23 protein-coding genes, 1 tRNA gene and 1 pseudogene are annotated in these 23,255 nt (G+C 62.6%); 12 read left to right on the forward strand and 13 right to left on the reverse strand.

Going from position 1 to position 23,255, the window contains the following annotated elements:
- Positions 1-327: a HesB/IscA family protein gene (locus tag C2I35_RS00760; RefSeq protein ID WP_057789486.1), complete on the reverse strand. Its 327-nt coding sequence runs from the start codon at positions 325-327 to the stop codon at positions 1-3.
- Positions 328-404: 77 nt separating this feature from the next.
- On the opposite strand from C2I35_RS00760, the gene C2I35_RS00765 reads away from it, so the two are divergent.
- From C2I35_RS00765 to C2I35_RS00800, 8 genes are all read left to right on the forward strand, one after another.
- Positions 405-1,574, forward strand: coding sequence for a deoxyguanosinetriphosphate triphosphohydrolase (locus C2I35_RS00765; RefSeq protein ID WP_103761137.1), 1,170 nt, complete (start codon positions 405-407; stop codon positions 1,572-1,574).
- A gap of 3 nt (positions 1,575-1,577) precedes the next feature.
- Positions 1,578-3,425: a cation:proton antiporter gene (locus tag C2I35_RS00770; protein WP_103761138.1), complete on the forward strand. Its 1,848-nt coding sequence runs from the start codon at positions 1,578-1,580 to the stop codon at positions 3,423-3,425.
- A gap of 48 nt (positions 3,426-3,473) precedes the next feature.
- On the forward strand, positions 3,474-5,219 hold the full coding sequence (gene argS / locus C2I35_RS00775) for an arginine--tRNA ligase (protein WP_103761139.1): 1,746 nt from the start codon (positions 3,474-3,476) through the stop codon (positions 5,217-5,219).
- Between the two features lie 77 nt (positions 5,220-5,296).
- A complete protein-coding gene (locus C2I35_RS00780; RefSeq protein WP_103761140.1) occupies positions 5,297-6,292 on the forward strand; it encodes an SPOR domain-containing protein in 996 nt (331 codons plus the stop codon).
- Positions 6,289-7,296 (forward strand): beta-N-acetylhexosaminidase, encoded by a 1,008-nt coding sequence (gene nagZ, locus C2I35_RS00785; RefSeq protein WP_245890350.1) that lies wholly within the window; start codon positions 6,289-6,291, stop codon positions 7,294-7,296. The genes C2I35_RS00780 and nagZ overlap by 4 nt, the downstream gene beginning before the upstream one ends.
- Positions 7,289-8,077, forward strand: coding sequence for a segregation and condensation protein A (locus tag C2I35_RS00790; protein ID WP_211286090.1), 789 nt, complete (start codon positions 7,289-7,291; stop codon positions 8,075-8,077). The genes nagZ and C2I35_RS00790 overlap by 8 nt, the downstream gene beginning before the upstream one ends.
- 7 nt (positions 8,078-8,084) lie before the next feature.
- Positions 8,085-8,756, forward strand: a complete 672-nt coding sequence (gene scpB, locus C2I35_RS00795; protein WP_103761142.1) for an SMC-Scp complex subunit ScpB — start codon at positions 8,085-8,087, stop codon at positions 8,754-8,756.
- 82 nt (positions 8,757-8,838) lie between these two features.
- Entirely contained in the window at positions 8,839-9,057 is a 219-nt protein-coding gene (locus C2I35_RS00800; RefSeq protein WP_146049934.1) for a hypothetical protein, read from the forward strand.
- Here C2I35_RS00800 and C2I35_RS00805 read toward each other — a convergent pair.
- The 8 genes from C2I35_RS00805 to C2I35_RS00840 form a co-directional block, all read right to left on the reverse strand.
- Positions 9,054-10,130: a 2'-deoxycytidine 5'-triphosphate deaminase gene (locus C2I35_RS00805; RefSeq protein WP_103761144.1), complete on the reverse strand. Its 1,077-nt coding sequence runs from the start codon at positions 10,128-10,130 to the stop codon at positions 9,054-9,056. The two genes, C2I35_RS00800 and C2I35_RS00805, sit on opposite strands and share 4 nt — an antisense overlap.
- 73 nt (positions 10,131-10,203) lie before the next feature.
- A tRNA-Pro gene (locus C2I35_RS00810) sits at positions 10,204-10,280 on the reverse strand.
- 62 nt (positions 10,281-10,342) lie between these two features.
- Positions 10,343-11,308, reverse strand: a complete 966-nt coding sequence (locus C2I35_RS22380) for a MerR family transcriptional regulator (protein WP_245890351.1) — start codon at positions 11,306-11,308, stop codon at positions 10,343-10,345.
- 10 nt (positions 11,309-11,318) lie between these two features.
- Positions 11,319-11,621 (reverse strand): integration host factor subunit alpha, encoded by a 303-nt coding sequence (ihfA, locus tag C2I35_RS00820; RefSeq protein WP_057789467.1) that lies wholly within the window; start codon positions 11,619-11,621, stop codon positions 11,319-11,321.
- Positions 11,622-11,733: 112 nt separating this feature from the next.
- Positions 11,734-12,708, reverse strand: coding sequence for a beta-ketoacyl-ACP synthase III (locus tag C2I35_RS00825; protein ID WP_103761145.1), 975 nt, complete (start codon positions 12,706-12,708; stop codon positions 11,734-11,736).
- Positions 12,705-13,805, reverse strand: coding sequence for a phosphate acyltransferase PlsX (gene plsX / locus C2I35_RS00830; RefSeq protein ID WP_103761146.1), 1,101 nt, complete (start codon positions 13,803-13,805; stop codon positions 12,705-12,707). Before plsX ends, C2I35_RS00825 begins: the two co-directional genes overlap by 4 nt.
- Before the next feature lie 25 nt (positions 13,806-13,830).
- Positions 13,831-14,037, reverse strand: coding sequence for a 50S ribosomal protein L32 (gene rpmF / locus C2I35_RS00835; protein ID WP_057789461.1), 207 nt, complete (start codon positions 14,035-14,037; stop codon positions 13,831-13,833).
- A 151-nt stretch (positions 14,038-14,188) separates the two neighbouring features.
- Entirely contained in the window at positions 14,189-14,743 is a 555-nt protein-coding gene (locus C2I35_RS00840; protein ID WP_211286091.1) for a YceD family protein, read from the reverse strand.
- A gap of 97 nt (positions 14,744-14,840) precedes the next feature.
- Here C2I35_RS00840 and C2I35_RS00845 point away from each other — a divergent pair, with 97 nt between their 5' ends.
- The 3 genes from C2I35_RS00845 to C2I35_RS00855 all read left to right on the forward strand — a co-directional run bounded on the left by C2I35_RS00845 (position 14,841) and on the right by C2I35_RS00855 (position 17,992).
- Complete coding sequence (locus C2I35_RS00845; protein ID WP_103761147.1) at positions 14,841-15,287, forward strand: outer membrane protein assembly factor BamE; 447 nt, start codon at positions 14,841-14,843, stop codon at positions 15,285-15,287.
- 88 nt (positions 15,288-15,375) lie between these two features.
- The gene (locus tag C2I35_RS00850; protein ID WP_103761148.1) at positions 15,376-16,113 is read left to right on the forward strand and encodes a GNAT family N-acetyltransferase; all 738 of its coding nucleotides are present in this window, start codon (positions 15,376-15,378) and stop codon (positions 16,111-16,113) included.
- 46 nt (positions 16,114-16,159) lie between these two features.
- Complete coding sequence (locus C2I35_RS00855; RefSeq protein WP_103761149.1) at positions 16,160-17,992, forward strand: ABC-F family ATP-binding cassette domain-containing protein; 1,833 nt, start codon at positions 16,160-16,162, stop codon at positions 17,990-17,992.
- 7 nt (positions 17,993-17,999) lie between these two features.
- On the opposite strand, the gene C2I35_RS00860 is transcribed toward C2I35_RS00855, so the two are convergent.
- From C2I35_RS00860 to C2I35_RS00870, 3 genes are all read right to left on the reverse strand, one after another.
- The gene (locus C2I35_RS00860) at positions 18,000-19,880 is read right to left on the reverse strand and encodes a polysaccharide biosynthesis protein (protein ID WP_103761150.1); all 1,881 of its coding nucleotides are present in this window, start codon (positions 19,878-19,880) and stop codon (positions 18,000-18,002) included.
- A gap of 200 nt (positions 19,881-20,080) precedes the next feature.
- The gene (locus C2I35_RS00865) at positions 20,081-20,695 is read right to left on the reverse strand and encodes a sugar transferase (RefSeq protein WP_103761151.1); all 615 of its coding nucleotides are present in this window, start codon (positions 20,693-20,695) and stop codon (positions 20,081-20,083) included.
- Complete coding sequence (locus C2I35_RS00870; protein ID WP_103761152.1) at positions 20,692-21,519, reverse strand: NAD-dependent epimerase/dehydratase family protein; 828 nt, start codon at positions 21,517-21,519, stop codon at positions 20,692-20,694. Before C2I35_RS00870 ends, C2I35_RS00865 begins: the two co-directional genes overlap by 4 nt.
- Before the next feature lie 118 nt (positions 21,520-21,637).
- Here C2I35_RS00870 and C2I35_RS00875 point away from each other — a divergent pair, with 118 nt between their 5' ends.
- Positions 21,638-22,756: a polysaccharide biosynthesis/export family protein gene (locus tag C2I35_RS00875; protein WP_245890352.1), complete on the forward strand. Its 1,119-nt coding sequence runs from the start codon at positions 21,638-21,640 to the stop codon at positions 22,754-22,756.
- Between the two features lie 29 nt (positions 22,757-22,785).
- Here the strand turns inward: C2I35_RS00875 and C2I35_RS00880 are convergent.
- Positions 22,786-23,136: pseudogene (locus C2I35_RS00880) on the reverse strand (DUF6614 family protein).
- Positions 23,137-23,255: the final 119 nt, after the last annotated feature.

Below are 23,255 nucleotides of genomic sequence, written 5' to 3' on the forward strand. Positions count from 1 at the left end.
TCACATTGAAAAGGACGTCCCGCAACCGCAGGCGCTGGTCACGTTCGGGTTGTCGATGGTGAACCGCGCGCCGATCAGTTCCTCGGTGAAGTCAATCGTCGCCCCGGCCAGGAAGGGCAGGGACACACTGTCAACGATGACCTTCTGACCATCGCCGCCTTCCAGAACAAGGTCATCACCCGTGGGCGCGTCCAGCTTGATGTCGTACTGAAAGCCCGAGCACCCGCCGCCTTCGACGGCGACGCGCAGGGCCTGACCCTGTTCGCCGGCACCGATTTCAGCAAGGCGTTCATAGGCGCGTTGCGTCACTTTGGGGGGCATTTGCATCTGGCGATCCTCAAGGTTTCTTTGCCGTTCATCTTGGAATATACGAAGGCTGGGACAGGACGACAAGGAAACAGGCGATGCATACCCCTTATGCTTCGGATCCGGCAGCAGCGCGCGCACGTCTGTACGCCGAAGAAGAAAGCGCATTTCGGTCTTGTTATCAAAGGGATCGCGACCGGATCATCCATTCCAGTGCGTTTCGTCGTCTCAAGCACAAAACGCAAGTTTTCGTCGAGCACGAGGGCGATTATTTCCGCACCCGCCTGACACACTCGATCGAAGTGGCGCAAGTGGCCCGGACCATCGCCGGGGCGCTTGGTCTGAATGTCGAATTGACCGAGGCCGTGGCGCTGGCGCATGATTTGGGCCACACACCTTTCGGCCATACCGGCGAGGATGCGCTCGACGCGTTGATGGCGCAATATGGCGGATTTGATCATAACGCGCAGGCCATTCGCATAGTCACCTCGCTGGAGCGGCATTATGCCGAATTCGATGGCCTGAACCTGACATGGGACACGCTGGAAGGCATCGCCAAACATAACGGCCCAGTCTCGGGCGACCTTCCCTATGCGCTGGCCGACTATGATGCTCGCCACGACCTTGAACTCGACACTTATGCCAGTGCCGAGGCGCAGGTGGCCGCACTTGCCGATGACGTAGCCTACAATAATCACGATCTGCATGACGGCCTGCGCGCGAAACTTTTCAGCGAAGACGACATTGCCGAGCTTCCGGTCGTCGGCGCGTGCTATCGTGAAGTGGATGCAAAATATCCCGGACTCGATCCTTATCGCCGAAGACACGAGGCGCTGCGTCGAGTCTTTGGCGTCATGGTCACGGACGTGATCGAAACCTCGCATGCGCGTCTTCAGCGCGCTGCGCCGGCCGACGCCCAGGCAGTGCGTGACCTTGGCCGCCCCGTTATCCGCTTTTCCGATCCAATGTGGTCTGATCTTCAGCAGATAAGGTCTTTTCTTTTCAAACGTATGTACCGCGCTCCCAAAGTGGTCGAGATGCGCAAGCGTGTCACCAACGTAGTCGAGGACCTGTTTCCGTTCTACATGTCGCATCCCGACTTCCTTCCGCGGCGGTGGCTTCAGGACGTGGCCGATGCCCCCGATGAAACGGCGCTGGCGCGTCTGGTCGCGGACTATATCGCGGGAATGACGGACCGGTTCGCGCTCGAGGCTCATGCGCGGCTGTTGGGCGGCGACGCCGACATGAGCGAGAGAAAGGGAATATAGCCTATGGCAACTGGCGGTGCGGAAGGGGCGATCGACCCGGTCATGGCGGTCGCGCTGGTGGGGGCGCTCGGCGTCGGGGCCCAATGGGTGGCGTGGCGCCTGCGGATGCCGGCGATCGTGCTGATGCTCGCCGCGGGCCTCATTGCGGGACCGATCCTCGGAATCTTTGATCCGGCACGCGACATCGGCACGCTGATGGGGCCTATGATTTCCATTGCCGTGGCCATCATTCTCTTTGAGGGAGGGCTGACGCTCGATTTCCACTCCCTGCGCGGGGCCGAGCAGGGCGTTAAGCGTCTCGTTCTGCTGGGAGCGCCCGTGGGCTGGATCGGCAGCGCCCTGGCGTTGCATTATGTGGGCGGTCTCAGTTGGGAAAGTTCCGCTGTCTTCGGCGGCATTATGATCGTCACAGGCCCCACCGTCATCGCACCGCTTTTGCGCCAGGCTCGTCTCAATCGTCGTCCCGCGCAGCTCCTGCAATGGGAAGCCATCGTCAACGATCCCATCGGCGCGCTTGCCGCCGTGCTGGCCTTCGAGGTTGTCGTCCTGACGGCCAGCGAGAGCAGTCTCGGCCTCGCGGCTTGGCAGATCATCCGTGGTATCGTCGTGGCGGGCACGCTTGGCTGGGCCGGAGGTTGGGTTCTCAGCGAGGCGTTCCGCCGGGCGTACGTGCCGGAATACATGAAGGTGCCGGTGCTCTTCGCCATCCTGCTCGGAATCTTCGCGGTCACCGATTACATGCTTCACGAAAGCGGCCTTCTGGCCGTCACCGTGATGGGCGTTGTGATGGCCAACGCCAACCTGCCCAGCTATACCGAACTGCGCCGCTTCAAGGAGCACGCGACGATCCTGCTGGTCTCGGGGGTGTTTATCCTCTTGGCTGCCAGCATGGATGTCGCAACGCTCAACAGGATCAACTGGAACGCGGCCGCAATGGTGGCGGTCGTGATCCTGCTGGTGCGCCCGCTGACGGTGCTGTTCTCACTGGCCTTCACCAACATTCCCTTCCGGGAGCGACTGCTTGTCGGACTGACCGGGCCGCGCGGGGTCGTGCTGGTCGCGGTCGCGGGCCTTTTCGGCGAGCGGCTTGTGGCCGAAGGGGTCGAGGACGCGGCCTTTCTCACACCCTTCGCCTTTGCGCTGGTCGCCGCGACCGTAGTTCTGCACGGCTTCACGCTGGCCCCGCTGGCCCGCGCCATGGGGTTGGCGGGCAAGGGGCAGCCGGGCGTTCTGTTGGCGGGTGGTTCGCAATTCGCCACCTCCTTCGCGAAAACACTTCAGGACCTCGAGGTGCGGATCCTGATCACCGACACCAACCGTGCCCGCCTGCGCAGCGCACGTGAAGCCGGGTTGCCGACCTTTTTCGGCGACGTGCTGTCAGAGGCCGCCGAGCACAGCGCCGAGATCATGAAATACGGCGTCGTTCTCGCGCTCAGTGACAACGACGCCTACAACACGCTGGTCGCCGCCGACCTCGCGCCGGAATTCGGGCGCGAGAACGTCTACCAGCTTGGCCGCGCCAAGCAGGACAGCAAGCGCCACGCGCTTCCCGCCTCGCTGGGTGGGCGCGTCGTGGCGCAGGGCTATGGCTATACCGATTTGGCGAGCAGGATGGTCCAAGACTGGCAGGTCCGCGCCACCAACATGACCGACGACTTCACGATGGAGGACTGGTCAGCCCAGAACGAAGAAGGCATCCCCCTCGCCACGCACAGCCCGGCCACCGGTCTACGGATCCTGTCCGAGACCTCGAAAGTCGAGACCGGCGGCGAGTTCAAGCTTCTCTGGCTTGGGCCCCCGCGCGAAGACAAGACGCCCGAGGCGGCCGCCGAGACGGACAGCGCGGATTGACGCGACCGGCCCGGGTGATAAACCGGCGCCGAAATGAAGGATTGTCCGATGAATCTGTTTACCGAAATCCGCGCCTGCGTCCTTGCCGCCCTTGATACCATGCAGGGGCAGGGGAAACTGCCGGCCGGCCTTGAGATGTCGAACGTCACGGTCGAGCCGCCCCGCGATCCCGCGCATGGCGACATGGCCACCAATGCGGCGATGGTTCTGGCCAAGCCCTCTGGCCAGAAACCCCGCGATATCGCCGACACGCTGGCCGGTCTCTTGGCCGCCGATGACCGGATCGAGAGCGCCGAAGTGGCGGGACCGGGCTTTCTGAACCTGCGCCTGTCGGACACGCTCTGGCAGGACGTCCTGCGCGCCGCGCTTGAGCGCGGTGAGGCCTATGGCCGGTCCGAGTTGGGCAACGGCAAGAAGGTCAATGTCGAATACGTCTCGGCCAACCCGACTGGTCCTCTGCATGTGGGTCACACCCGCGGCGCGGTCTTCGGCGACGCGCTGGCCAGCCTGCTGGATTACGTGGGCTATGACGTCACCCGCGAATACTACATCAACGACGGCGGCGCCCAGGTCGACGTGCTCGCACGCTCCGTCTACCTGCGTTATCTTGAGGCGCATGGCCAGGAAATCGCCTTCGAAGACGGCACTTATCCGGGCGACTACCTCATCGCGGTCGGTGAAGCGCTCAAGGCGAAGGTGGGCGATGCATATGTCGGCCAGACTGAGGCCGTCTGGCTGGAAGAGGTCCGCGACTTCGCCACCGACGCGATGATGGATCTGATCCGCGAAGACCTGCGCGCGCTCGGTGTCCGGATGGATGTCTTCTACAGCGAGAAGTCCCTCTATGGCACGGGCCGGATTGAACAGGCGCTTGACGCGCTGCAAGCCAAGGGTCTGATCTACGAAGGCGTGCTCGAGCCGCCCAAGGGCAAGAAGCCCGAGGATTGGGAGCCGCGCGAACAGACGCTCTTCAAGTCCACCGAACATGGCGACGACGTCGATCGCCCGGTCAAGAAATCCGATGGCAGCTGGACCTACTTCGCGCCCGACATCGCGTACCACTACGACAAGGTCGAGCGTGGCTTCGACGCGCTGATCGACGTCTTCGGGGCCGACCACGGTGGCTATGTCAAGCGGATGAAGGCCGCCGTCAGCGCGCTCACCGATGGCCGCGTGCCGCTCGACATCAAGCTCACCCAGTTGGTGAAACTCTACAAGAACGGCGAGCCGTTCAAGATGTCCAAGAGGGCAGGGACCTTCGTCACGCTGCGCGACGTGGTCGACCAGGTCGGTCCGGACGTCACCCGTTTCGTCATGCTGACCCGCAAGAACGACGCGCCGCTCGATTTCGACTTCGACAAGGTCCTGGAGCAATCCAAGGAAAATCCGGTCTTTTACGTGCAATACGCTCATGCGCGGATTTCTTCCGTAATGCGCAAGGCACGCGAGGCCGGCATCGATGTCGATGACACCACCTTGGCCGGCGCGGATCTCTCGGTGCTTCAGGACACCGCACAACTCGCCGTGGCAAAGAAAATCGCCGAATGGCCCCGGCTGGTCGAGATCGCAGGTCGCACAAACGAGCCGCATCGCGTGGCCTTCTATCTCTACGACCTCGCCAGCGACCTGCACAGCCTCTGGAACCGGGGTAACGACTTGCCTGCGCTTCGCTTCCTTGACGAGACCGATATCGCCGGTTCGCAGGCGAAAATTGCGCTTGCGCGGGCCGTAACCGTTGTTATTTCCGCCGGTCTTGGTATCTTGGGCGTAACTCCGGCCGAAGAGATGCGGTAATAAACCGTGCCAGCGCCGGGGACGTGGCAGTAATCCAACCCGGCGGCCAAGTATCGCCGGAGGTAGCGAGGCGAGCGATGGCACAGATGCATGGTGTCTCCGATGAAACGGGGACAGTTCGGCAGATATCAGTTCAGAAATTCACCAACATGGCCGGGGCGGCGATATCGCTGGCCCTCGTGATCGGGATCGGCGTCTGGGGTTACAAGATCCTCGTGCGCGATGTCAGCGGCGTGCCGGTGGTGCGCGTCGCAGAAGGCCCGATGCGCATTCAGCCCGAGAATCCCGGTGGCTCCACGGCTGAAAACCAGGGGCTTGCGGTCAACGACGTGGCCGCCGACGGCTCTGCGGCACAGCCGGCGGACCGACTGGTGCTGGCACCGGAACCGCTGGCTCTCAGCCTCGAGGACACGCCCCAGGCAGAAACACAGGTCGCCGCTCCGGCAACAGGAACCGAGGATGCAACAGAAGAAGTGACGCCAATCGCCGAGTCCGAGGATGCCGTTGAAACCGACGAAGATGCCGCCACGCTGGCCGCCCTCAACACCTTGGCCGACGAATTGTCCGATGGTGTCGCGCCCCTGACTCCTGTCGCCCCTGCAACGGAGGACAGCACAGATAACGCCACCGCCGAGCCGGCGCTTGATGCCGACGAAGAGCCTGCGGCAGAGCCCGACCCCACTGCCACGCAGGTGACCGAAGGTCTTGGGCGCTCATTGCGGCCAAGGGCTCGCCCCGCGCAGGTCAGCACCGTTGAGGATGCTGTCGCCGCTAGCGTCGCCGCGCAGGCCGCGCCCGAAATCAATCCCGAGACCATCCCCGCCGGCACTCGCATGGCCCAGCTCGGCGCCTTCGAAAGCGCCGCCATTGCGGAACAGCAATGGGGCAAGCTGTCGGACAAGTTCGCGGAATATCTCGACGATAAGCAGCGGGTGATCCAGAAAGCGCAAAGCGGCGGCCGTACCTTCTATCGCCTGCGGGCCATGGGCTTCGGCGACCTCAGTGATGCGCGTCGCTTCTGCTCGGCGCTGGTGGCCGAGAAGGCCGATTGCATTCCGGTGGTGACAAGGTGAGCACGCTTGGCGCCACGATCCTTGGCGTAGCGGGCACAGAACTGACACCGGAAGAGACTGCTCTCATCCGCGCGAGCCGTCCTTTCGGCTTCATCCTGTTTTCCCGCAATATCGACAGCCCCGACCAGGTGCGCGCACTCTGTGACAGCCTGCGTCAAGCCGCGGATCACAACGCGCCCATCCTGATCGACCAGGAGGGCGGGCGCGTCCAACGCTTGCGCGGCCCGGTCTGGCGCGAATGGCTGCCGCCATTGGAACAGGTCGAACTGGCCGGACGTCACGCCGAAGAGGCGATGTACGCGCGCTATCGCATCATCGCGCACGAACTGATCGAACTGGGCATAGACGCCAACTGCGCGCCTCTGGTCGACGTCGCCGGGCGCCAAACGCACCCGTTTCTGAAGAACCGCTGCTATGGAACGGATCCGGATTCGGTGGCGAAGGTTGGCCGCGCTGTGGCCAACGCGCATCTGGACGGTGGCGTTTTGCCGGTGGTCAAGCACATCCCCGGTCATGGCCGGGCCGTCGTTGACAGCCACTTCGACCTGCCTGTCGTCGATACCGACATCGACACCCTCGCCGAGACCGATTTTCGCCCCTTCGCCGCTCTCAGCGATCTTCCGATGGGCATGACCGCGCATCTTGTTTATGAGGCCTGCGATGCAGCGCCCGCGACCACGTCGCGCCGAATGATGCAACTGATCCGCGCCCAGATCGGTTTCGACGGCCTGATAATGACGGATGACATCTCGATGAAGGCGCTCAAAGGCGATCTTGCCACTCTGTCGCGGCAGTCGATCGAAGCGGGCTGCGACGTGATCCTGCATTGCAATGGCACGTTCGACGAGATGAAGGCGGTCACCGGCGCCTCCGGCACGCTGGCCGGTGCCGCCCTGCGGCGGGCCGAAGCTGCCCTTGCCGCGCGGAAAACCCCAACAAAGGTTGACATTCCTGCGCTGGAGGCAAAGCTTGCCGAACTGCTACACGGCCAGGGCAATGTCTGAAGATACATTCGAAGAAATGGGGCAAATCGAAAGCGTGAGCGATCGCATGGCGGCCGAGGCGCTGATCGTCGACGTGGACGGCTACGAGGGACCGCTTGACCTGCTGCTGACACTCAGCCGTACGCAAAAGGTCGACTTGCGCAAGATCTCCGTGCTTCAGTTGGCCGAACAATACCTCGCCTTTGTCGAACGCGCCAAGGCGCTACGCTTGGAACTGGCCGCCGACTACCTCGTGATGGCCGCCTGGCTGGCCTTCCTCAAATCCCGCCTCCTACTGCCACCCGATCCGTCGGAAGAGGGCCCCTCGGGCGAGGAGCTTGCCGCACACCTCGCCTTCCAGCTGGAGCGTTTGCAAGCCATGCGCGAGGCCTCCGCGCGGCTGATGGGCCGCGACCAGCTCGGCCGCGATTTCTTTGCCCGCGGCCTGCCCGAGGACGTCACGCGCATCCGCCGCGTGCAGTACACCGCCACGCTGCTTGACCTGATGCAGGGCTATGCCCGCATCCGAACAAGGGATGAGTTTCGCCCATACGCGTTCGACCGCGAGGCGCTATTCACCTTGGAACAAGCGCTGGAACGGATGCGCGGCCTGATCGGATTTGCCGGCGCATGGACCGACATCGCATCCTATCTGCCCGATGGCTTCACTGCCGATCCGGCCCGCCGGCGCTCGGCGACTGCTTCGACCTTCGCGGCCGCGCTCGAGTTGACCAAGGAGGGCAAGGTCGAACTGCGCCAGTCTGAGGTTTTCGCGCCGCTGGAACTGCGGCGTAAAGGATAAGAGGCCTATGTCGGACGAAACTGAACACCCCGCGCCGCAGGAAGAAAGCCTTTTCGAGGCCCCTCCCATGGCCGAGCAGGAGCGCATGTGCGAAGCGATCCTATTTGCGACTGCTGAGCCGATCTCGGCAAAGGAGATCGAGTCGCGGATGCCGCATGGCTGTGACGCCGCCGAGGCGCTGGTACATCTGCGCAAACGCTACGAGGGCCGGGGCGTGCATCTGGTCAAGGTCGGCGACGCCTGGGCCATGCGCACGGCACCCGACCTCGGCTTCCTGATGCAAAAGGAAACGGTCGAGACCCGCAAGCTCAGCCGCGCTGCGATCGAAACGCTGGCCATCATTGCGTACCACCAGCCCGTCACCCGCGCCGAGATCGAGGAAATCCGTGGCGTCAGCGTCAGCCGTGGTACGGTGGATCAGCTTCTGGAAATGGAGTGGATCCGCTTCGGACGCCGCAAAATGACGCCGGGGAGGCCGGTGACCTTCGTCGTTACACCCCATTTCCTCGACCATTTCGGCCTGGAAAATGCCCGCGACCTGCCGGGTCTGAAGGAGTTGCGCGCCGCCGGCCTGCTGGAAAATCGTCCGCCACCCGGCGACATGCCGCAGATGGGCGATGGCGACGAGGACCTGAACGAAGAGACCGAAGAAGGCCAGACCGAGCTATTCGAGGACTGAGCCGCGATAATTCGGTCAAAGCCCTGAAAATTTCATCTTTCCGTGTTACATCATGGAGAAGACACAGGACGAGGAGGGCGCAATGAACGCCAACCGTATCATCAACATGGTCATTCGCATGGTCATGAACCGTGTGGTTCGCTCGGGCGTGAATGTCGGCATCGACAAGTTCTCGCAGCGCGGGAAGAAATCGCCCGAGGGTAAGGGCGCCGCGGACCCGCAGCAGAAAAAGCAGACGGCCGAGACGCAGAAGCGTATGCGCCAGTCCATGCGCGTCGCGCGCAAGATTGGTAAGTTCTAGGCCGCCCGGAAATGCTTTGACAGCTTGAGCCCCTGGCCCTGGTAATTTGACGCAATGCCCGCGCCGTAGAGTTGTTCGGGCACTTCGTCCATCTGCTCGTACACCAGCCGTCCGACGATCTGCCCGTGTTCCAGCACGAAGGGCGCCTCGTGACAGCGCACTTCCAGCACCCCGCGCGATCCGGCACCACCGGCCGCGTCATGGCCGAACCCGGGGTCGAAGAATCCCGCGTAATGCACCCGGAATTCTCCCACCATCGCTAGGTAGGGTGCCATCTCGGCCGCATAGGCAGGCGGGATATGCACCGCCTCGCGGCTTACCAGAATATAAAAAGCGCCGGGGTCCAGAATGATGCGGCCCGTGTCGCTATGGACCTGTTCCCAGTACTCGGCGGCGTCATAGCCCGCGATATTGTCCAGGTCGATCACGCCCGTGTGGGGCTTGGCGCGATAGCCCACCAGCGTACCGGCCTCGGGCTTCAGGTCGACTGAGAATCCCAGCCCGTCGCTGATCACCGGTGGGGCGTCCACCAGCGGGCTTTCGGCGTGCAGCGCGCTCAACGCGGCATCGTTCAACACCGCCTGACCGGACCGGAACCTGATCTGGTTCAGCCGCATTCCGGGCCGTACCAGCACCGAAAAGGACCGCGGGCAGATCTCTGCGTAAAGCGGCCCGGCATAACCGGCCGGAATACGGTCGAACTCCTCGCCGCCATCCGTGATCGTGCGCGTCAGAAGGTCCAGCCGCCCGGTCGAGGATTTGGCATTCGCTACCGCATGGATATTCGACGGCAGGTCCAGCTGCTCCATCAGCGGCACGACATAGACACAGCCCTTTTCCAGCACCGCGCCGTCCGACAGGTCGATCCGGTGCATCTCGAATTCCTTCAGCCGGTCCTCGACCTTCGCACCGGCCCCGGCAAGGAACGACGCCCTGACCCGGTACGCCGTTGTGCCAAGCCGCAAATCCAGGGATGCGGGCTGTACCTGTTCGTCGGTGATCGACGGTTGTGCCGAAAGACGCCCGTCGAGGATCATCGCCCTCAGTTGCTGGCTGGCCAGAACGCCGGTCATGCGATCCTCCTTGCACGCGCCGTGGCGGCACCCGTGTTGCCCCGGGAAAAAAGGCCTGTGGTACGCGAAGAATTGGTCGGGCTAGCAGGACTCGAACCTGCGACCTTCCGTCCCCCAGACGGACGCGCTACCAGGCTGCGCCATAGCCCGACGTCTGGCCGTTCATACTGGTTTTCGCGCCAAGGACAAGGGGGAAATTCCAGATTCACGCGCTACTCTCTGGGCGTGGAACCGGTTGTCGCGCGCAGCCGGGACAGCAGGCTTTCAAGTCTGGTAATCGTGTCGGGCGTCAGCGGTCTTCGTACCCGCGCCAGCATCGACAGAACACCCGGATCGACGTCGAGTCCGTCATCAGGGTCGTCGGGAACATCTACCTCGATCGGTTGCGACGCAGGCGGCTCGGCCCTGGCAGGCTCCGGTTCGTCGACCGGGCCGTCCACGGTGCCGGACGCCGCGGAGGCTTCAGTTGATGCATTCCGCCGTTGCAGGAAACTTGGCAGCGGCGGGACGTCTTCTTGCGGCGACTCGGCTTCAGTCTTGTTCCGGCTGAAGGTCACCGGGCTTTCGTCGCTTGCGCTCTGAGGTGGCTCGGACGGCGGTGTCTCGGTCTGTGCCACGCGATCCGGCCGCGGCGGCAGACTTGAGGCAACCGGCGCGGGCTCGGGCGCGGCACTGGGCGTCAGCGGTGCGGGGTCGGGCACGGCGCCCGGCGATTGCTGGGGTGGTGGGGCGTTCGACTCGGGCGCCGAACCTGCAGGCATAGCGGCGGGTGGGGCAGGGCGCCCCACCGGGTCCGTCGGATCCGGCTGAGCTTCAGGTGAGGTGATGTCCGCCACGGCATCGGCCGATTCCGCTGCTGGCGCATCCTCGACATGATCTATTATGACGTCATCCGCCGCATCGCCCAGCGGTTGGGAAAACTCCGAAACATGGCCAACGCCCTGTTCACGCAGCATCTTCTGCACGCCTTTGATGGTCATGCCATCGTCGTGCAGCAGTTTCTTGATTCCGCCCAGAAGCTTCATGTCCGCGGGACGGTAATACCGCCGACCACCTGCGCGCTTCACCGGTTTTACCTGGCTGAACTTGCTTTCCCAGAAACGCAGCACGTGCGCCGGGGTTTCAAGCCAATCGGCGACCTCGCTGATGGTCCGGAACGCGTCGGCGGATTTGCCCATCGGTGGACCCTCAGGCCTTGTTGCCTGCCGCCACCCGGTCCTTCATCAGGTGCGACGGACGGAATGTCAGAACACGCCGTGGGTTGATCGGGACTTCTTCGCCGGTCTTCGGGTTACGCCCCACGCGGGCGGACTTGTCGCGAACAGAAAAGGTACCGAAGGACGAGATCTTGACCTGTTCGCCGCGCACCAGCGCGTCCGACATATGCTCCAAAACGCTTTCGACCAGTTGGGCGGAATCGTTGCGTGACAGACCCACTTCGCGAAACACTGCTTCGCTCAGGTCCATCCGTGTCACCGTATCGTTTGTCATCACATCCCCTTTGTCGTTTGCAAAGGACTTTAGGGGTGAAGAATTTTCCGAGTCAATGTCAATGACTTGGAAGGTACAGTTTAAGCGGAAAAATCGCGCTTTGTTCCGACATTCACCAGCGCAGAACCACGGCGCCCCAAGCCAGGCCGCCACCGATGGCCTCTGAAACGATTACGTCGCCGCGCTTGATCTTGCCCTCTGCCACGCCCACCGAAAGCGCCAGCGGGATTGATGCGGCCGATGTGTTGCCGTGATCCTGCACCGTCACGACGACCCGGTCCATCGGGACCCCAAGTTTCTTCGCGGTGCCCTGGATGATCCGGATATTGGCCTGGTGCGGCACGATCCAGTCGACATCGTCATCACTCAGCGCGGCCTTCTCAAGGGCGGCCTCGGCGGTGGTGGTCAGCTTTTCTACGGCCTGCCTGAACAGCAGGTTGCCCTGCATCTTCAGCTTGCCCGAGGTACCGGTCGACGACACGCCCCCGTCGACATACAGCATGTCGAGGTAACGCCCGTCCGAATTGAGGTCGGTCGAAAGGATGCCACGGTCTTGCGATGTGCCGTCGGCCTCGGAGGCACTCAGCACCACCGCGCCGGCCCCGTCACCGAACAGTACGCAGGTTGAGCGGTCGGTCCAGTCCATGATCCGGCTGAACGTTTCGGCCCCGATCACCAGCAAGCGTTTGGCCTGGCCCGAGACGATCAGCGCGTTGGCATTTGCCAGCGCATAGATGAACCCGGCACAGACCGCCTGTACGTCAAAGCCGAAGCCGCGTGTCATGCCCAGTTCTTTCTGGATCATTGTGGCGACCGAGGGAAAGGTCAGGTCGGGCGTCGAGGTGGCCACGAGAATGCCGTCGATATCGTCGGGCCCAACCCCCGCATCGGCCATCGCCGCAAGGGCCGCACGAGCGCCAAGATCGGACGTGGTCTGGTCCTCGGCGGCAAAATGGCGGCGCTCGATCCCCGACCGGCTCCTGATCCATTCGTTGGACGTCTCGAGAAACGTCTCGAAATGAGAATTCGGCACCACTCGTTCAGGAAGGTAGTGACCGACACCGTCTACAACGGCGCGAATCGTCATGCCTGTTCACCGTTACTGTCGGGTTCGTTTGCGGCATCCTGTTCAAGCATCGTCGCAGTTGCAACCCGTGCGGCCAGTTTTTCGGTGAACCCGGTATCGGCCAGCTCAAAGGCAAGCTTGACGGCGGCGGATATCCCCGTGGCATCGGCCGAGCCGTGCGATTTCACCACTGTCCCGTTGAGACCCAGAAATACTCCGCCATTCGCCCGGCTGGGATCGATCCGCTTGCCCATTCGCCGCAGCGAGGTCAACGCCAGGATCGAGGCGAGCCGCGACAGCGGCGTGTGCGCAAAGGCTTCCTTGAGCAACTCGCGAATAAGCTTTGCCGTGCCTTCGCCGGTCTTCAGCGCCACGTTGCCCGTGAATCCATCGGTCACGATCACGTCGCAGACCGTGCCGGGCAGGTCGCGCCCCTCGACGAAGCCCACGAATTCAAAATCGCCGTTTCGCGCATTTCCCTCGATCAGATCGTACGCCTCGCGCAGTTCTGCGCGGCCCTTGTGCTCTTCGGTGCCCACATTCAAAAGCCCGACGCGCGGCCGCTCCAGACCAAAGCCGTTGCGGGCATAGGACGTGCCCATCAGCGCGTATTGCATCAGGTCCTTGGCATCGGCCCGGATATCGGCGCCGCCATCCAGCATGATGTTGTGCCGCTGTGGATTCTGCGACGGCCACAGCACCGCGATAGCGGGGCGATAGATCCCCGGCAGCTTGCGCAGGCGAATGACTGACATCAGCATCAGCGCGCCGGTATTGCCGCAGGACACGCAGACGCTCGCCTCGCCGTTGCGCACGGATTCCAGTGCCGACCACATCGAGGTGTCCTTGCCTTGGCGCAGCGCCTGGCTCGGCTTGTCCTCCATCTCGACCACGTCGCCCGCGTTGCGAATCTCGCATCGCCCGGCGAGGTGCTTTCGCTTGGCGACCAGCGGTTTCAGCACGTCCTCGGGCCCGTGCAGGATAAACCCGATCCGGTCATTCTTCTTTGCAGACACGGAAATCCCGGCAACGACGGTTGCCGGGCCAAGATCACCACCCATGGCGTCTACGGAAATAAGGATGCGCCCGCTTGTCTTACTGTCGGCCGATGCCGTCATTGGACGCGTCCCTTGATGCCGCCGTTCAGGCTGCGTCTTCGTCCAGGTCGACCTCGTCATCCAACGCGATGACTTCGCGATCCGCGTAGTGACCACAGGCGACGCACACATGATGCGGGCGCTTCAGTTCACCGCAGTTCGGGCACTCGTTCGGGTTTGCACCCTCCAGCGAGTCATGCGCCCGGCGATTGTTGCGGCGCGATTTCGATACTTTGTTCTGTTGGACGGCCATGTCACAACCTCAAATTTTATGGGCCTTTCGGCCCGGTTTCATACGCTGACGCGGCTCTTAATCCCTGAAGAGCCCGGCGTGCAACCCTAAATCCGGTGAGAGCGCGAAAATACAAGGAAATCGCTTGCTGTCCAGCGATTCTTTCGAGCTCTCAATCGTCGTCTTTCAACTGCTCCTTCAGCTTTGCCAGTGCCGCGAACGGCTTGGCATCCGCGTCCGTCAGCGGGGTCACGCCAGGGGGCGCATACCGAGCGGTTCCCAGTTCCTGCGCTGTGCTACGCGGGTAAGCGGGCAAGGCCAGTGCGATGGCCTCCTGCATGAAGGCCGACAGGTCGATATGGTCGGTCAGCGGGTCGATTGTCTCGTCCTCGGGCATTTCGATCTCTTCCTGATCGGTGTCGACCCCGGGCCAGTCCTTGCGGAACTTGCGGGTGACCGGTTCTTCGATGCGGGTGGTGACCGGGTCCAGCGTCACTACGCAGGACTGCACCACCGTCGCGCCCAACCGCGCTTCCAGCCGCCAGTTCTCGCCGTCCTCGGGATGCATCGTGCCTTCGAACACGGTCTTTTTCAGAGAGAGGATCCCAAGATCCTCGGCCATCCGCGCCATGGTTGCGGTATCGGGCTCGATCCGAAACGGATGCGGTCGGTTCATCGCCATCTGTGCCAGATGCAGCACGGTCGTATTTTCTGTCTTTCCGGTCATGGGCGTATGACCTATCCTTTCTTGAACCTTACCGCTACCTTGTTGTATCGGAATAAAAGGGCAATGGGGACCCGTTCAAGAGGCGAAGAGGTGTGGCATGAAAATCTGGTTTGCCAAGATGGGGGTCATGTTGTGCCTGTTCGTGGCGCTCGCGGCCTGTACGCCGACCTATCGCAACCACGGGTATATTCCGCTTCAAGAAGACCTCAACAACCTTCAGGTGGGTGTGGACACACGCGAAACCGTCGACGACGTGGTCGGCCCGCCGTCCTCAGCCGGCATGCTCAGCGGCGGCGATTACTATTACGTACGCAGTCGGGTCAAAGAGCTCGGCATGTACCGCCCCGAGGTGATCGAGCGTCAGGTGCTGGCCATCAGCTTCGCCCCGAATGATACCATTGCCAATATCGAGACCTTCTCGCTGGCCGACGGCAACATCGTGCCTCTGACCCGTCGGGTGACCGATTCCTCGGTCGTCAACAACGGCTTCCTGCGTCAGATTCTGGGCAACTTCGGCAATGTCGATCCGGGCGAGTTCTTCTGACCTTCGACGTCATTCGCCTGTCACATGCTTCATGCTAAGCGGTTCGCATATATATACCGTCTAGGCGACCGTCACAGATGAGGCTGACATGTTGAGCAAGGGACGCTACAGGACGCGAACGGCCGAAAGCGCGGCCGATATCGAATCGGCGCAACGCCTGCGGCATCTGGCCTTCAAGGGTGACGAGGCGACCGGGGCGCTCGACCAGGACAGCTTTGACGGCATTTGCACGCACATCCTCGTCGAGGACACCACGGACAATCGCCTGATCTGCAGTTTCAGGATGCTGCCTCTCAATGGCGGGGACGAGATCGAGCGCAGCTATTCCGCCCAGTTTTACGAGCTGTCCGCGCTGCGCGCCTTTCCCGGCCGCATGGTCGAGATGGGCCGCTTCTGCGTCCATCCCGAGGCGCGCGACCCGGATATCCTGCGCTTGGCCTGGGCCGCGATGACCCGCTATGTCGATGAAAACGAGGTCGAACTGCTCTTCGGCTGCTCTTCGTTCAAGGGCACCGAGGCTGACACCTATCTCGACGCTTTTGCCATGCTAAAGGACCGCCACCTTGCGCCTCGCCGCTGGCTGCCGCAGGTCAAGGCGCCGTCTGTATTTCGCTTTGCCCAAGCACTGCGCTTGCGCAAACCCGACGCCAAGCAGGCGATGCTACGGATGCCACCTCTCCTGCGCACCTACCTGGTGATGGGGGGCTGGGTCAGCGACCATGCGGTTGTGGACCGGCAGATGAATACCCTGCACGTTTTCACCGGGCTCGAGATCAACGCCATCCCGGCCGCGCGCAAGCGCCTGCTGAGGGCAGTTTCGGGCTAGCGCGTCGTCGCTTGACGCCGTACCTCGCGCGGGATAGCGCTGCGCCATGGCGCGTGCACCCCTTCTTCAACTCTCCGACATCTCCCTGACCTTCGGCGGAGCGCCGGTCTTTGACGACCTGTCTCTGGTCGTCCAAGCCGGCGACCGCGTGGCGCTGGTGGGCCGCAACGGGTCCGGCAAGTCGACCCTGATGAAAGTTATCGCCGGCCTCGTGGAGCCCGATCGCGGCACCCGTGTGCTGCATCCCAACACCTCCGTCGGCTACATGGAGCAGGAGCCGGACATGACCGGCTTCGACACGCTCGGGGCCTTTGCCGCCGACGGGCTGGACGTGGCCGAACACTACCGGATCGAAATGGCCGCCGAGGGCCTCAAGTTCGACCCCGACCGCCCCGTCGCCACCGCGTCGGGCGGTGAGCGCCGCCGCGCCGCGCTGGCCAAGCTGATGGCGCAGGCGCCTGATCTCATGCTGCTGGACGAGCCGACCAACCACCTCGATATCGAGGCGATCGGCTGGCTTGAGCAACAACTGCGCGAGACCCGCGCAGGCTATATTCTCATATCCCACGACCGGGCCTTCCTGCGCGCGCTCACCCGTGCCACGCTCTGGATCGATCGCGGCGCCACACGCCGCCAGGAAAAGGGGTTCGAGAATTTCGAAGCCTGGCGCGACAAGGTCTGGGAGGAAGAGGACCAGGCTCGCCACAAGCTCAACCGCAAGATCGCCGAAGAGGCCCGCTGGGCGGTCGAGGGCATTTCGGCCCGGCGCAAACGCAACCAGGGCCGGGTGCGCAACCTACAGGCGCTCCGGGCCGAGCGCGCTTCGCAGATCAAGCGGCAGGGTACGGCCGCCATGGCGCTGTCCAGCGGGCCGCAATCGGGGCGCAAGGTCATCGAGGCGCTTGGCGTCTCCAAGAGCTTCGAGAGTGCGCCCATCGTGCGCGACTTCTCCCTCACCATCCAGCGCAAGGACCGCGTCGCCTTCATCGGTCCCAACGGTGTCGGCAAGACGACGCTTCTGAATCTCCTGATGAAGACGCTCGAGCCCGACTCGGGCGAGGTGCGCCACGGCACCAACCTCGTGCCTGTCGTTTTCGACCAGGCACGCGCCCAGCTCGACCCCGACATGAGCCTCTGGGACAGCCTGACCGGCGATTCCGACATGCGCGTCTCGGGGCAGGCCGACCAGGTTATGGTGCGCGGCACACCGCGCCATGTGGTGGGCTATCTCAAGGATTTTCTCTTTGATGAACGCCAGGTCCGTGCGCCGGTCCGTTCGCTGTCCGGGGGCGAGAAAGCCCGCCTGCTACTGGCCAAGCTGATGGCACGGGACAGCAACCTGCTGGTGCTGGACGAGCCGACCAACGATCTCGACATCGAAACGCTGGACCTGCTTCAGGAACTGCTCGACGACTACGACGGCACCGTCCTTCTGGTGAGCCACGACCGGGATTTTCTTGACCGCGTGGCCACCACCACCGTCGCCATGGAAGGACGCGGCCGGCAGACCGTCTACGCCGGCGGCTGGACCGATTACATGGCGCAGCGCGTTCCGCCGGAGTCCGCAACAGAGGGAAAGCCCGACAAACCGGCGCCGGCCGCGCCCGCGTCGTCGAAATCCGCCGAACCGGCCAAGCCCCGCAAAACCAAACTCAGCTTCAAGGATCAGCACCGGCTCGACACGCTTCCCGACGAAATCGCGCGGCTCGAAGCCGAGATTGCCAAGTTGGAAGACCTGCTGTCCGACCCTGATCTTTTCACCCGCGAGCCGGTCAAATTCGCCAAGGCGAGCGAGGGACTCAGCACGCGCCAGACCGCGCTCGCAAAGGCGGAGGAAGAATGGCTGGTACTGGCGGAGAAGTCCGAGCACGCAGGCTGACGGCAGCTCACTCGTTGACGGATTTCCCGCCGACCTTCATGTCGCTCTTTTCCATCCATTGCTGCAACGTGGCTTCCATCTGTTCCACGTTGCGGCTGTCGATGGCCTGCCGCAGCGATTGCAGCGCGTTGGCCATTTCAATCTCCGACAGGTGCTTTTCCTGCGCCCGCAGGATTTTGGGGTGCGGCGTGGTCAGCATGTCTGACCCGATCAGCAATTCCTCGTGCAACTTCTCGCCCGGGCGCAGGCCGGTCACCTCGATCCCGATATCGCCGCCCGGATTTTCGTCGTCGCGCACCGTGTGGCCGGCGCTTTCGATCATCCGCCGGGCCAATTCGTAAATCGGCACGGGTTTGCCCATGTCCAGCACGAAGACATCGCCACCCCGCGCGAAGGATCCGGTCAGCAGCACCAGGCGAACCGCCTCGGGAATGGTCATGAAATACCGCGTTACGTCTTGGTGAGTCAGTGTCACAGGGCCGCCGCGCGCAATCTGTTCCTGGAACAGCGGAATGACCGAACCCGAAGAGCCTAGTACGTTGCCGAAGCGCACCATTGAAAATCGCGTTGTGCTCGATCGCGTCGCAAGGTCCTGTACCGCCAGCTCGGCAAAGCGCTTGGACGCGCCCATAATCGACGACGGGCGCACAGCCTTGTCCGTCGACACAAGAATGAACCGGTCCACGCCCTCGCGCATCGCCGCGCTGGCCACGGTCCGCGTCCCGAAGACGTTGTTCCGGATTCCTTCCAGCGCGTTCTGCTCAACCATCGGCACGTGCTTGTAGGCGGCGGCGTGCAGCACGATGTCGATCTCGTGGGACCGCATGACATCGGCCATGTGGTTTTCCTCGGTCACGCTGCCCAGCACCGGAATCACGGTCACCTCGGGCAGGATCGCGCTAAGCTCGCGATGCGTGTCGAAGAGCGCGAGTTCGCTGTGATCAAGCAACACCAATCTGGCGGGCTGGCACGACAAAAGCTGGCGCGACAGTTCCGACCCGATCGAGCCGCCGGCTCCGGTAATCAGGATGTTCCGATTGCGATAGGTGTCGAACATCCCGGGCAGGTCGTCGTCGAAGCCGGCTCGCCCCAGAAGGGTATTCACGTCCACCGGCTTGGTTTCCGCAAGGCTGGATCCTGACGTGACAACGAGGTCCGCAAAAGACGGCATTGCATGGACCTCGCAGGAGGTATCGGCCAGACGCTTGATGATGCTCGACTGAACCGCACGATTGGCGCTTGGCATCGCCAGAACCACACGTTTCACCTGATGGCGCCTGATCAGGTCCTCCAGGTCGCCGGGCGAATAAGTCCGCAGCCCCGCAATCGTGATTCCCTGAAGCCGCAGATCGTCATCGACAAAGGCAACCGGTGCCACCGCGTCATCGACCGTCAGCGCAGTGGCAAGCTGCTGACCGGTCTGACCAGCCCCGTAGATGATGATCGGCAGCCGCGCGTTGCCCTGCCGGTACACCGACAAAAGGACCTGCCTCAACACCAACCGGGACGAGATAGATAGGATCAGGAACAGCATCCCCATGACGACGTAAAGCGACACCGGAAACACCATCCCGAGAAACGTGAAGGAGGTCGCGACACCCGTGACGATCAGGATGCTGGCGACCACGGCTGATTCCACCACGCCCTGCATCTGGTAGGCGTTCAGCTTGATTTTGTGCAGACCCAGAAACAAGATCAGTGCCACGCCGGCACAGGTCACAACACCGATGCTCCCCACGAAGGCCTCTATATTGCGGCCGACCGCGTCCATCCCAAGAAGCAGAATACCGGCAACCACGTGCGACAAGGCAATCAGCACACTGTCGATGGCCAAAAGGATTTTTTGCTTCTGGTGACGGGAAAGCGAAATCGCCAACTTGTAAAGCATCAAGTCGCGTCCTCTTTCACCTATGATTGCAGAAAGTCGAGACAACACAACCCAAGCATTACAATTCACCTTTCAACTTCACAATACCTAAACCGTCGGGACGATTGGTCTAGCCCTCTCAAGCTATATTATGCTGCGTATGCAAAACAACCTGACGTGTACTCCAGTAAAGTGCTTGTAAGTTAAAAGTCTTTTAACTGCTATCGACCGGAAGCGAAAACTCGCCTAACAGTCGCGGCGATCAATGCCATGTCGTAGCACAAGCTACGGTTACGCGCCCAGATCAGGTCAATTTTGGCTTTCGCGGGCACGCAGCGCCGTATGTAGACGGCATCGGTCTCCTCCTGCGTATGGCACTGTCCCAGCAATCGCTCCTCCCGCTTGTGAAAAACCAGCGTTGCCAAACCGGTCACGCCGGGACGGTTCTTCAACACCTCGCGGTAGATCTCCGGGCAGAGTCTCACGAATCGGGGCAGGGGCGGGCGCGGCCCGACAAAACTCATGTCCCCGCGCAGGATGTTCCAAAGTTGCGGTAGTTCGTCCAACCGCTTCTGCCGCAGGAAACGCCCGGTCGCCGTGATCCTGCTTTGCTTGTAGGCGCCGGACACTGACGCGTCCCGAGCTGCGTTCGACATCGTGCGGAACTTCCACAGCGTAAAGCTTTGTCCCGGCGCTTTCATCCGTTTCGACGGGTAAAGGACCGGGCGACCATCCTGCGCGAGCACGGCGAGTGCCACGAGCGCCGCCGGCACGCAAAGCAAGACGACAAGAACCAATGCCAGAACGATATCCATCAGGCGTTTGCCGGGGGTCATACCGCACCCTTCAACGCGCTCAGGTCGGCGACAAGGGCCTTGGCGTCGGCGTTAAGTCGGATTTCCGGCAGTAGTTTCTGCATCCGTTTCGTGTCGAGCGACACCTCCTGCAAGGCCTCGGCCGGGGCAGGGCGCCACACCACGTCCTTGCCCGCCGCGCTGGCGAGGTCCTGCATCGCCACCGGTACAGGTGCCGCGATATTGAGCGCATCGGGCAGTGTCTCGATATCCGGGTCCGCCAGCCCGCACAGGACCTGCAAAAGGTCGCTGGCGCCGATATAACTGCGCATCGGGCCGTGTCCGTCCGCAAACCTGTCCAGGGTCACCGGTGCGTTCCCGGCCAACGCCACGGCCAGGCTGTCGGCCCCGACCACGTTGGCCAGGCGCAGGACGCAATCCGCTGCGCCCGTTCCGCGGTCGCCACACCGCACCGACCGTTCCATCGCGGCCTTGGCCGCGCCATAGGGCGTATGCGGCGCTATATCCGCCGCTTCGGTCAGTCGCGCACCGGGTCCGTAGATCGCGGCAGAAGACAGGTGAAACACTGCCCGCGCCCCAAGGCCCTGTGCCACTTGTCTTGACGTCTCGACCAGGGTCGCGTTCACCGCAAGCTCTTCAGCATTTCCTGCGGTCGCGCCCCACAGTGCCACCACCGCATCGCACGCGGGCAGCCGTGTGATGGGCTCCTCGGGCTGCCACTGCACGTCTCGTCCGGCCTTGCGCGACTGAAACACGATCTCTGAGTCTGCCGCAACGCCGCAGGCCCGTGCCGCGTACAGCAATCGCCCGAGCCGTCCGCCTGAGCCAGTGATCAACATCCGCATGATGGCCGTCCCACTTGGGGCAATCCTGCCCGATTGCCGACTTTTTCGATTACCCCATTGTCTATCATCACGTCCATGAGATAGGAAACCGGTGCATGCCCGGGGGGGGACAGGTACATTGAAGAAAAGTATCAGGTTTGTTTTTCTGGCGCTCTGTGTTGCGGCGCTGTCCGCCTGCGCCCTCCCACGCGGCGCCGCGGTTCAGTCCGAGGTGCTCAGGGAACAGAGGTCCGAAAACCCCTCGTTCCAGCTTGTCGAGGTCACGCGCGCCCTGACCCCCTTGCTGGCCAAATGGCCGCGAAGCGGCGTGCACAGTCAGTATCACTGGTTCGGTGCCGACCATGGCCCTGAATCGACCGCGATCCAGACTGGCGACATCGTCAACATCGTCGTCTGGGACAGTGAGGAGAATTCTCTGCTAACGGGACTGGACGGCACCGCTGCCGAGATCCCGCCGCAGACGGTCACGGCCGATGGCCGCATCTTCCTGCCCTATGTCGGAGAGGTTTCGGTACGGGGGCTTACGCCGTCCTCCGCGCGAGCCCGCCTGCAGTCGCAGTTCGAGCAGATCCAGCCGTCCGTCCAGGTCCAGCTTTCGGTTATCCCCGGGCGGAACAACTCGGTCGATATGGTCGGCGGCGTCGGGTCTCCGGGCCGCGTGCCGCTGGAAAGCCGAAATACAAAGTTGCTCAGTGTCATCGCCCTCGCGGGCGGCGTCAATTCTTCGCTGCGCAACCCGTTGGTCCGCCTGCAGCGCGGTGGCCGCACCTACGAAACACGTGTCTCCTCGGTGCTCGAGAACGCCAACCGCAATGTCCGCGTTATCGGCGGAGACCAGATCGTCGTCGTAGAGGACGAGCGCAGTTTTACCTCCCTCGGGGCGACCGGCAGCCAGCGGATCGTCTATTTCGAAAAGGAACGCATGACCGTGATGGAGGCGCTTTCTTCGACCAGCGGTCTCAATTCCGGCACGGCCAATCCCAAAGGTGTTCTGGTCCTGCGCGACTACCAGCCCAAGGATCTCAAACCCGGTCTTGCCGGCCCGAACAAGCAGCAGGTCGTGTTCAGCTTCGACCTCACGTCTGCCGACGGGCTCTTTTCTGCGCGCCAGTTTTACATGCAGCCCGACGACACGCTTTACGCGACTGAGTCGCCGATCAATTCGGCCAGAACCATCATGGGTCTCATCGGCACGGTCATCGGTGTCTCCACTTCGGTCAACCGCGTCACCGACTGACACAACACCCCCGATTAGTGGCCAACCGCTCAAATGATCGCCAACCGTTCGGCGCGTTCAGGCTCCGGAAACGGGCGGTCCAGTGCGACATCCGCGCTTTCGATCATGTCATGCATCCGAGCGTAGAGCGTCTCGGCCTAGGCGCTTTGTTGTCCGACCCACCTGAATGCCCGGTCAAGTTGCGCCAAGTCTGACAGCTCGATTTGCAACAGGAAGTCGCGATGGGCACCCGAAGCCAGGTTCAGCTTGCGGCGCAACAGCGAGCAGTTTCCGACCATCTCCGCCCGCCTGAAGGTGGGACTTCCAGTCTTCCAGTGCCCGGCGAATGGCAACGACTTGGCGTCTTTCTTGAGGTCGATCTGGCACGTATAGACGTTCATGACACGCGGTTTCCCAGTGGGTTTGCGCGTATCGTTGCACGAAAACCTTGCCAATTGGTTACCGCCACACGCGACGGGTCAGGATCACATCGCGACGAAGATGTTGTCGACATCGATAT

The organism is Roseovarius confluentis, from assembly GCF_002917925.1.
GTDB classification, from domain to species: Bacteria; Pseudomonadota; Alphaproteobacteria; order Rhodobacterales; family Rhodobacteraceae; genus Roseovarius; species Roseovarius confluentis.

Bases quoted from the DNA above. Each gene is read 5' to 3' on its own strand.
- C2I35_RS00760 (WP_057789486.1), bottom strand. From the start codon at position 327: ATGCAAATGCCCCCCAAAGTGACGCAACGCGCCTATGAACGCCTTGCT.
- C2I35_RS00765 (WP_103761137.1), top strand. From the start codon at position 405: ATGCATACCCCTTATGCTTCGGATCCGGCAGCAGCGCGCGCACGTCTG.
- C2I35_RS00770 (WP_103761138.1), top strand. From the start codon at position 1,578: ATGGCAACTGGCGGTGCGGAAGGGGCGATCGACCCGGTCATGGCGGTC.
- argS (WP_103761139.1), top strand. From the start codon at position 3,474: ATGAATCTGTTTACCGAAATCCGCGCCTGCGTCCTTGCCGCCCTTGAT.
- C2I35_RS00780 (WP_103761140.1), top strand. From the start codon at position 5,297: ATGGCACAGATGCATGGTGTCTCCGATGAAACGGGGACAGTTCGGCAG.
- C2I35_RS00790 (WP_211286090.1), top strand. From the start codon at position 7,289: ATGTCTGAAGATACATTCGAAGAAATGGGGCAAATCGAAAGCGTGAGC.
- scpB (WP_103761142.1), top strand. From the start codon at position 8,085: ATGTCGGACGAAACTGAACACCCCGCGCCGCAGGAAGAAAGCCTTTTC.
- C2I35_RS00800 (WP_146049934.1), top strand. From the start codon at position 8,839: ATGAACGCCAACCGTATCATCAACATGGTCATTCGCATGGTCATGAAC.
- C2I35_RS00805 (WP_103761144.1), bottom strand. From the start codon at position 10,130: ATGACCGGCGTTCTGGCCAGCCAGCAACTGAGGGCGATGATCCTCGAC.
- C2I35_RS22380 (WP_245890351.1), bottom strand. From the start codon at position 11,308: ATGGGCAAATCCGCCGACGCGTTCCGGACCATCAGCGAGGTCGCCGAT.
- ihfA (WP_057789467.1), bottom strand. From the start codon at position 11,621: ATGACAAACGATACGGTGACACGGATGGACCTGAGCGAAGCAGTGTTT.
- C2I35_RS00825 (WP_103761145.1), bottom strand. From the start codon at position 12,708: ATGACGATTCGCGCCGTTGTAGACGGTGTCGGTCACTACCTTCCTGAA.
- plsX (WP_103761146.1), bottom strand. From the start codon at position 13,805: ATGACGGCATCGGCCGACAGTAAGACAAGCGGGCGCATCCTTATTTCC.
- rpmF (WP_057789461.1), bottom strand. From the start codon at position 14,037: ATGGCCGTCCAACAGAACAAAGTATCGAAATCGCGCCGCAACAATCGC.
- C2I35_RS00840 (WP_211286091.1), bottom strand. From the start codon at position 14,743: ATGACCGGAAAGACAGAAAATACGACCGTGCTGCATCTGGCACAGATG.
- C2I35_RS00845 (WP_103761147.1), top strand. From the start codon at position 14,841: ATGAAAATCTGGTTTGCCAAGATGGGGGTCATGTTGTGCCTGTTCGTG.
- C2I35_RS00850 (WP_103761148.1), top strand. From the start codon at position 15,376: ATGTTGAGCAAGGGACGCTACAGGACGCGAACGGCCGAAAGCGCGGCC.
- C2I35_RS00855 (WP_103761149.1), top strand. From the start codon at position 16,160: ATGGCGCGTGCACCCCTTCTTCAACTCTCCGACATCTCCCTGACCTTC.
- C2I35_RS00860 (WP_103761150.1), bottom strand. From the start codon at position 19,880: ATGCTTTACAAGTTGGCGATTTCGCTTTCCCGTCACCAGAAGCAAAAA.
- C2I35_RS00865 (WP_103761151.1), bottom strand. From the start codon at position 20,695: ATGACCCCCGGCAAACGCCTGATGGATATCGTTCTGGCATTGGTTCTT.
- C2I35_RS00870 (WP_103761152.1), bottom strand. From the start codon at position 21,519: ATGCGGATGTTGATCACTGGCTCAGGCGGACGGCTCGGGCGATTGCTG.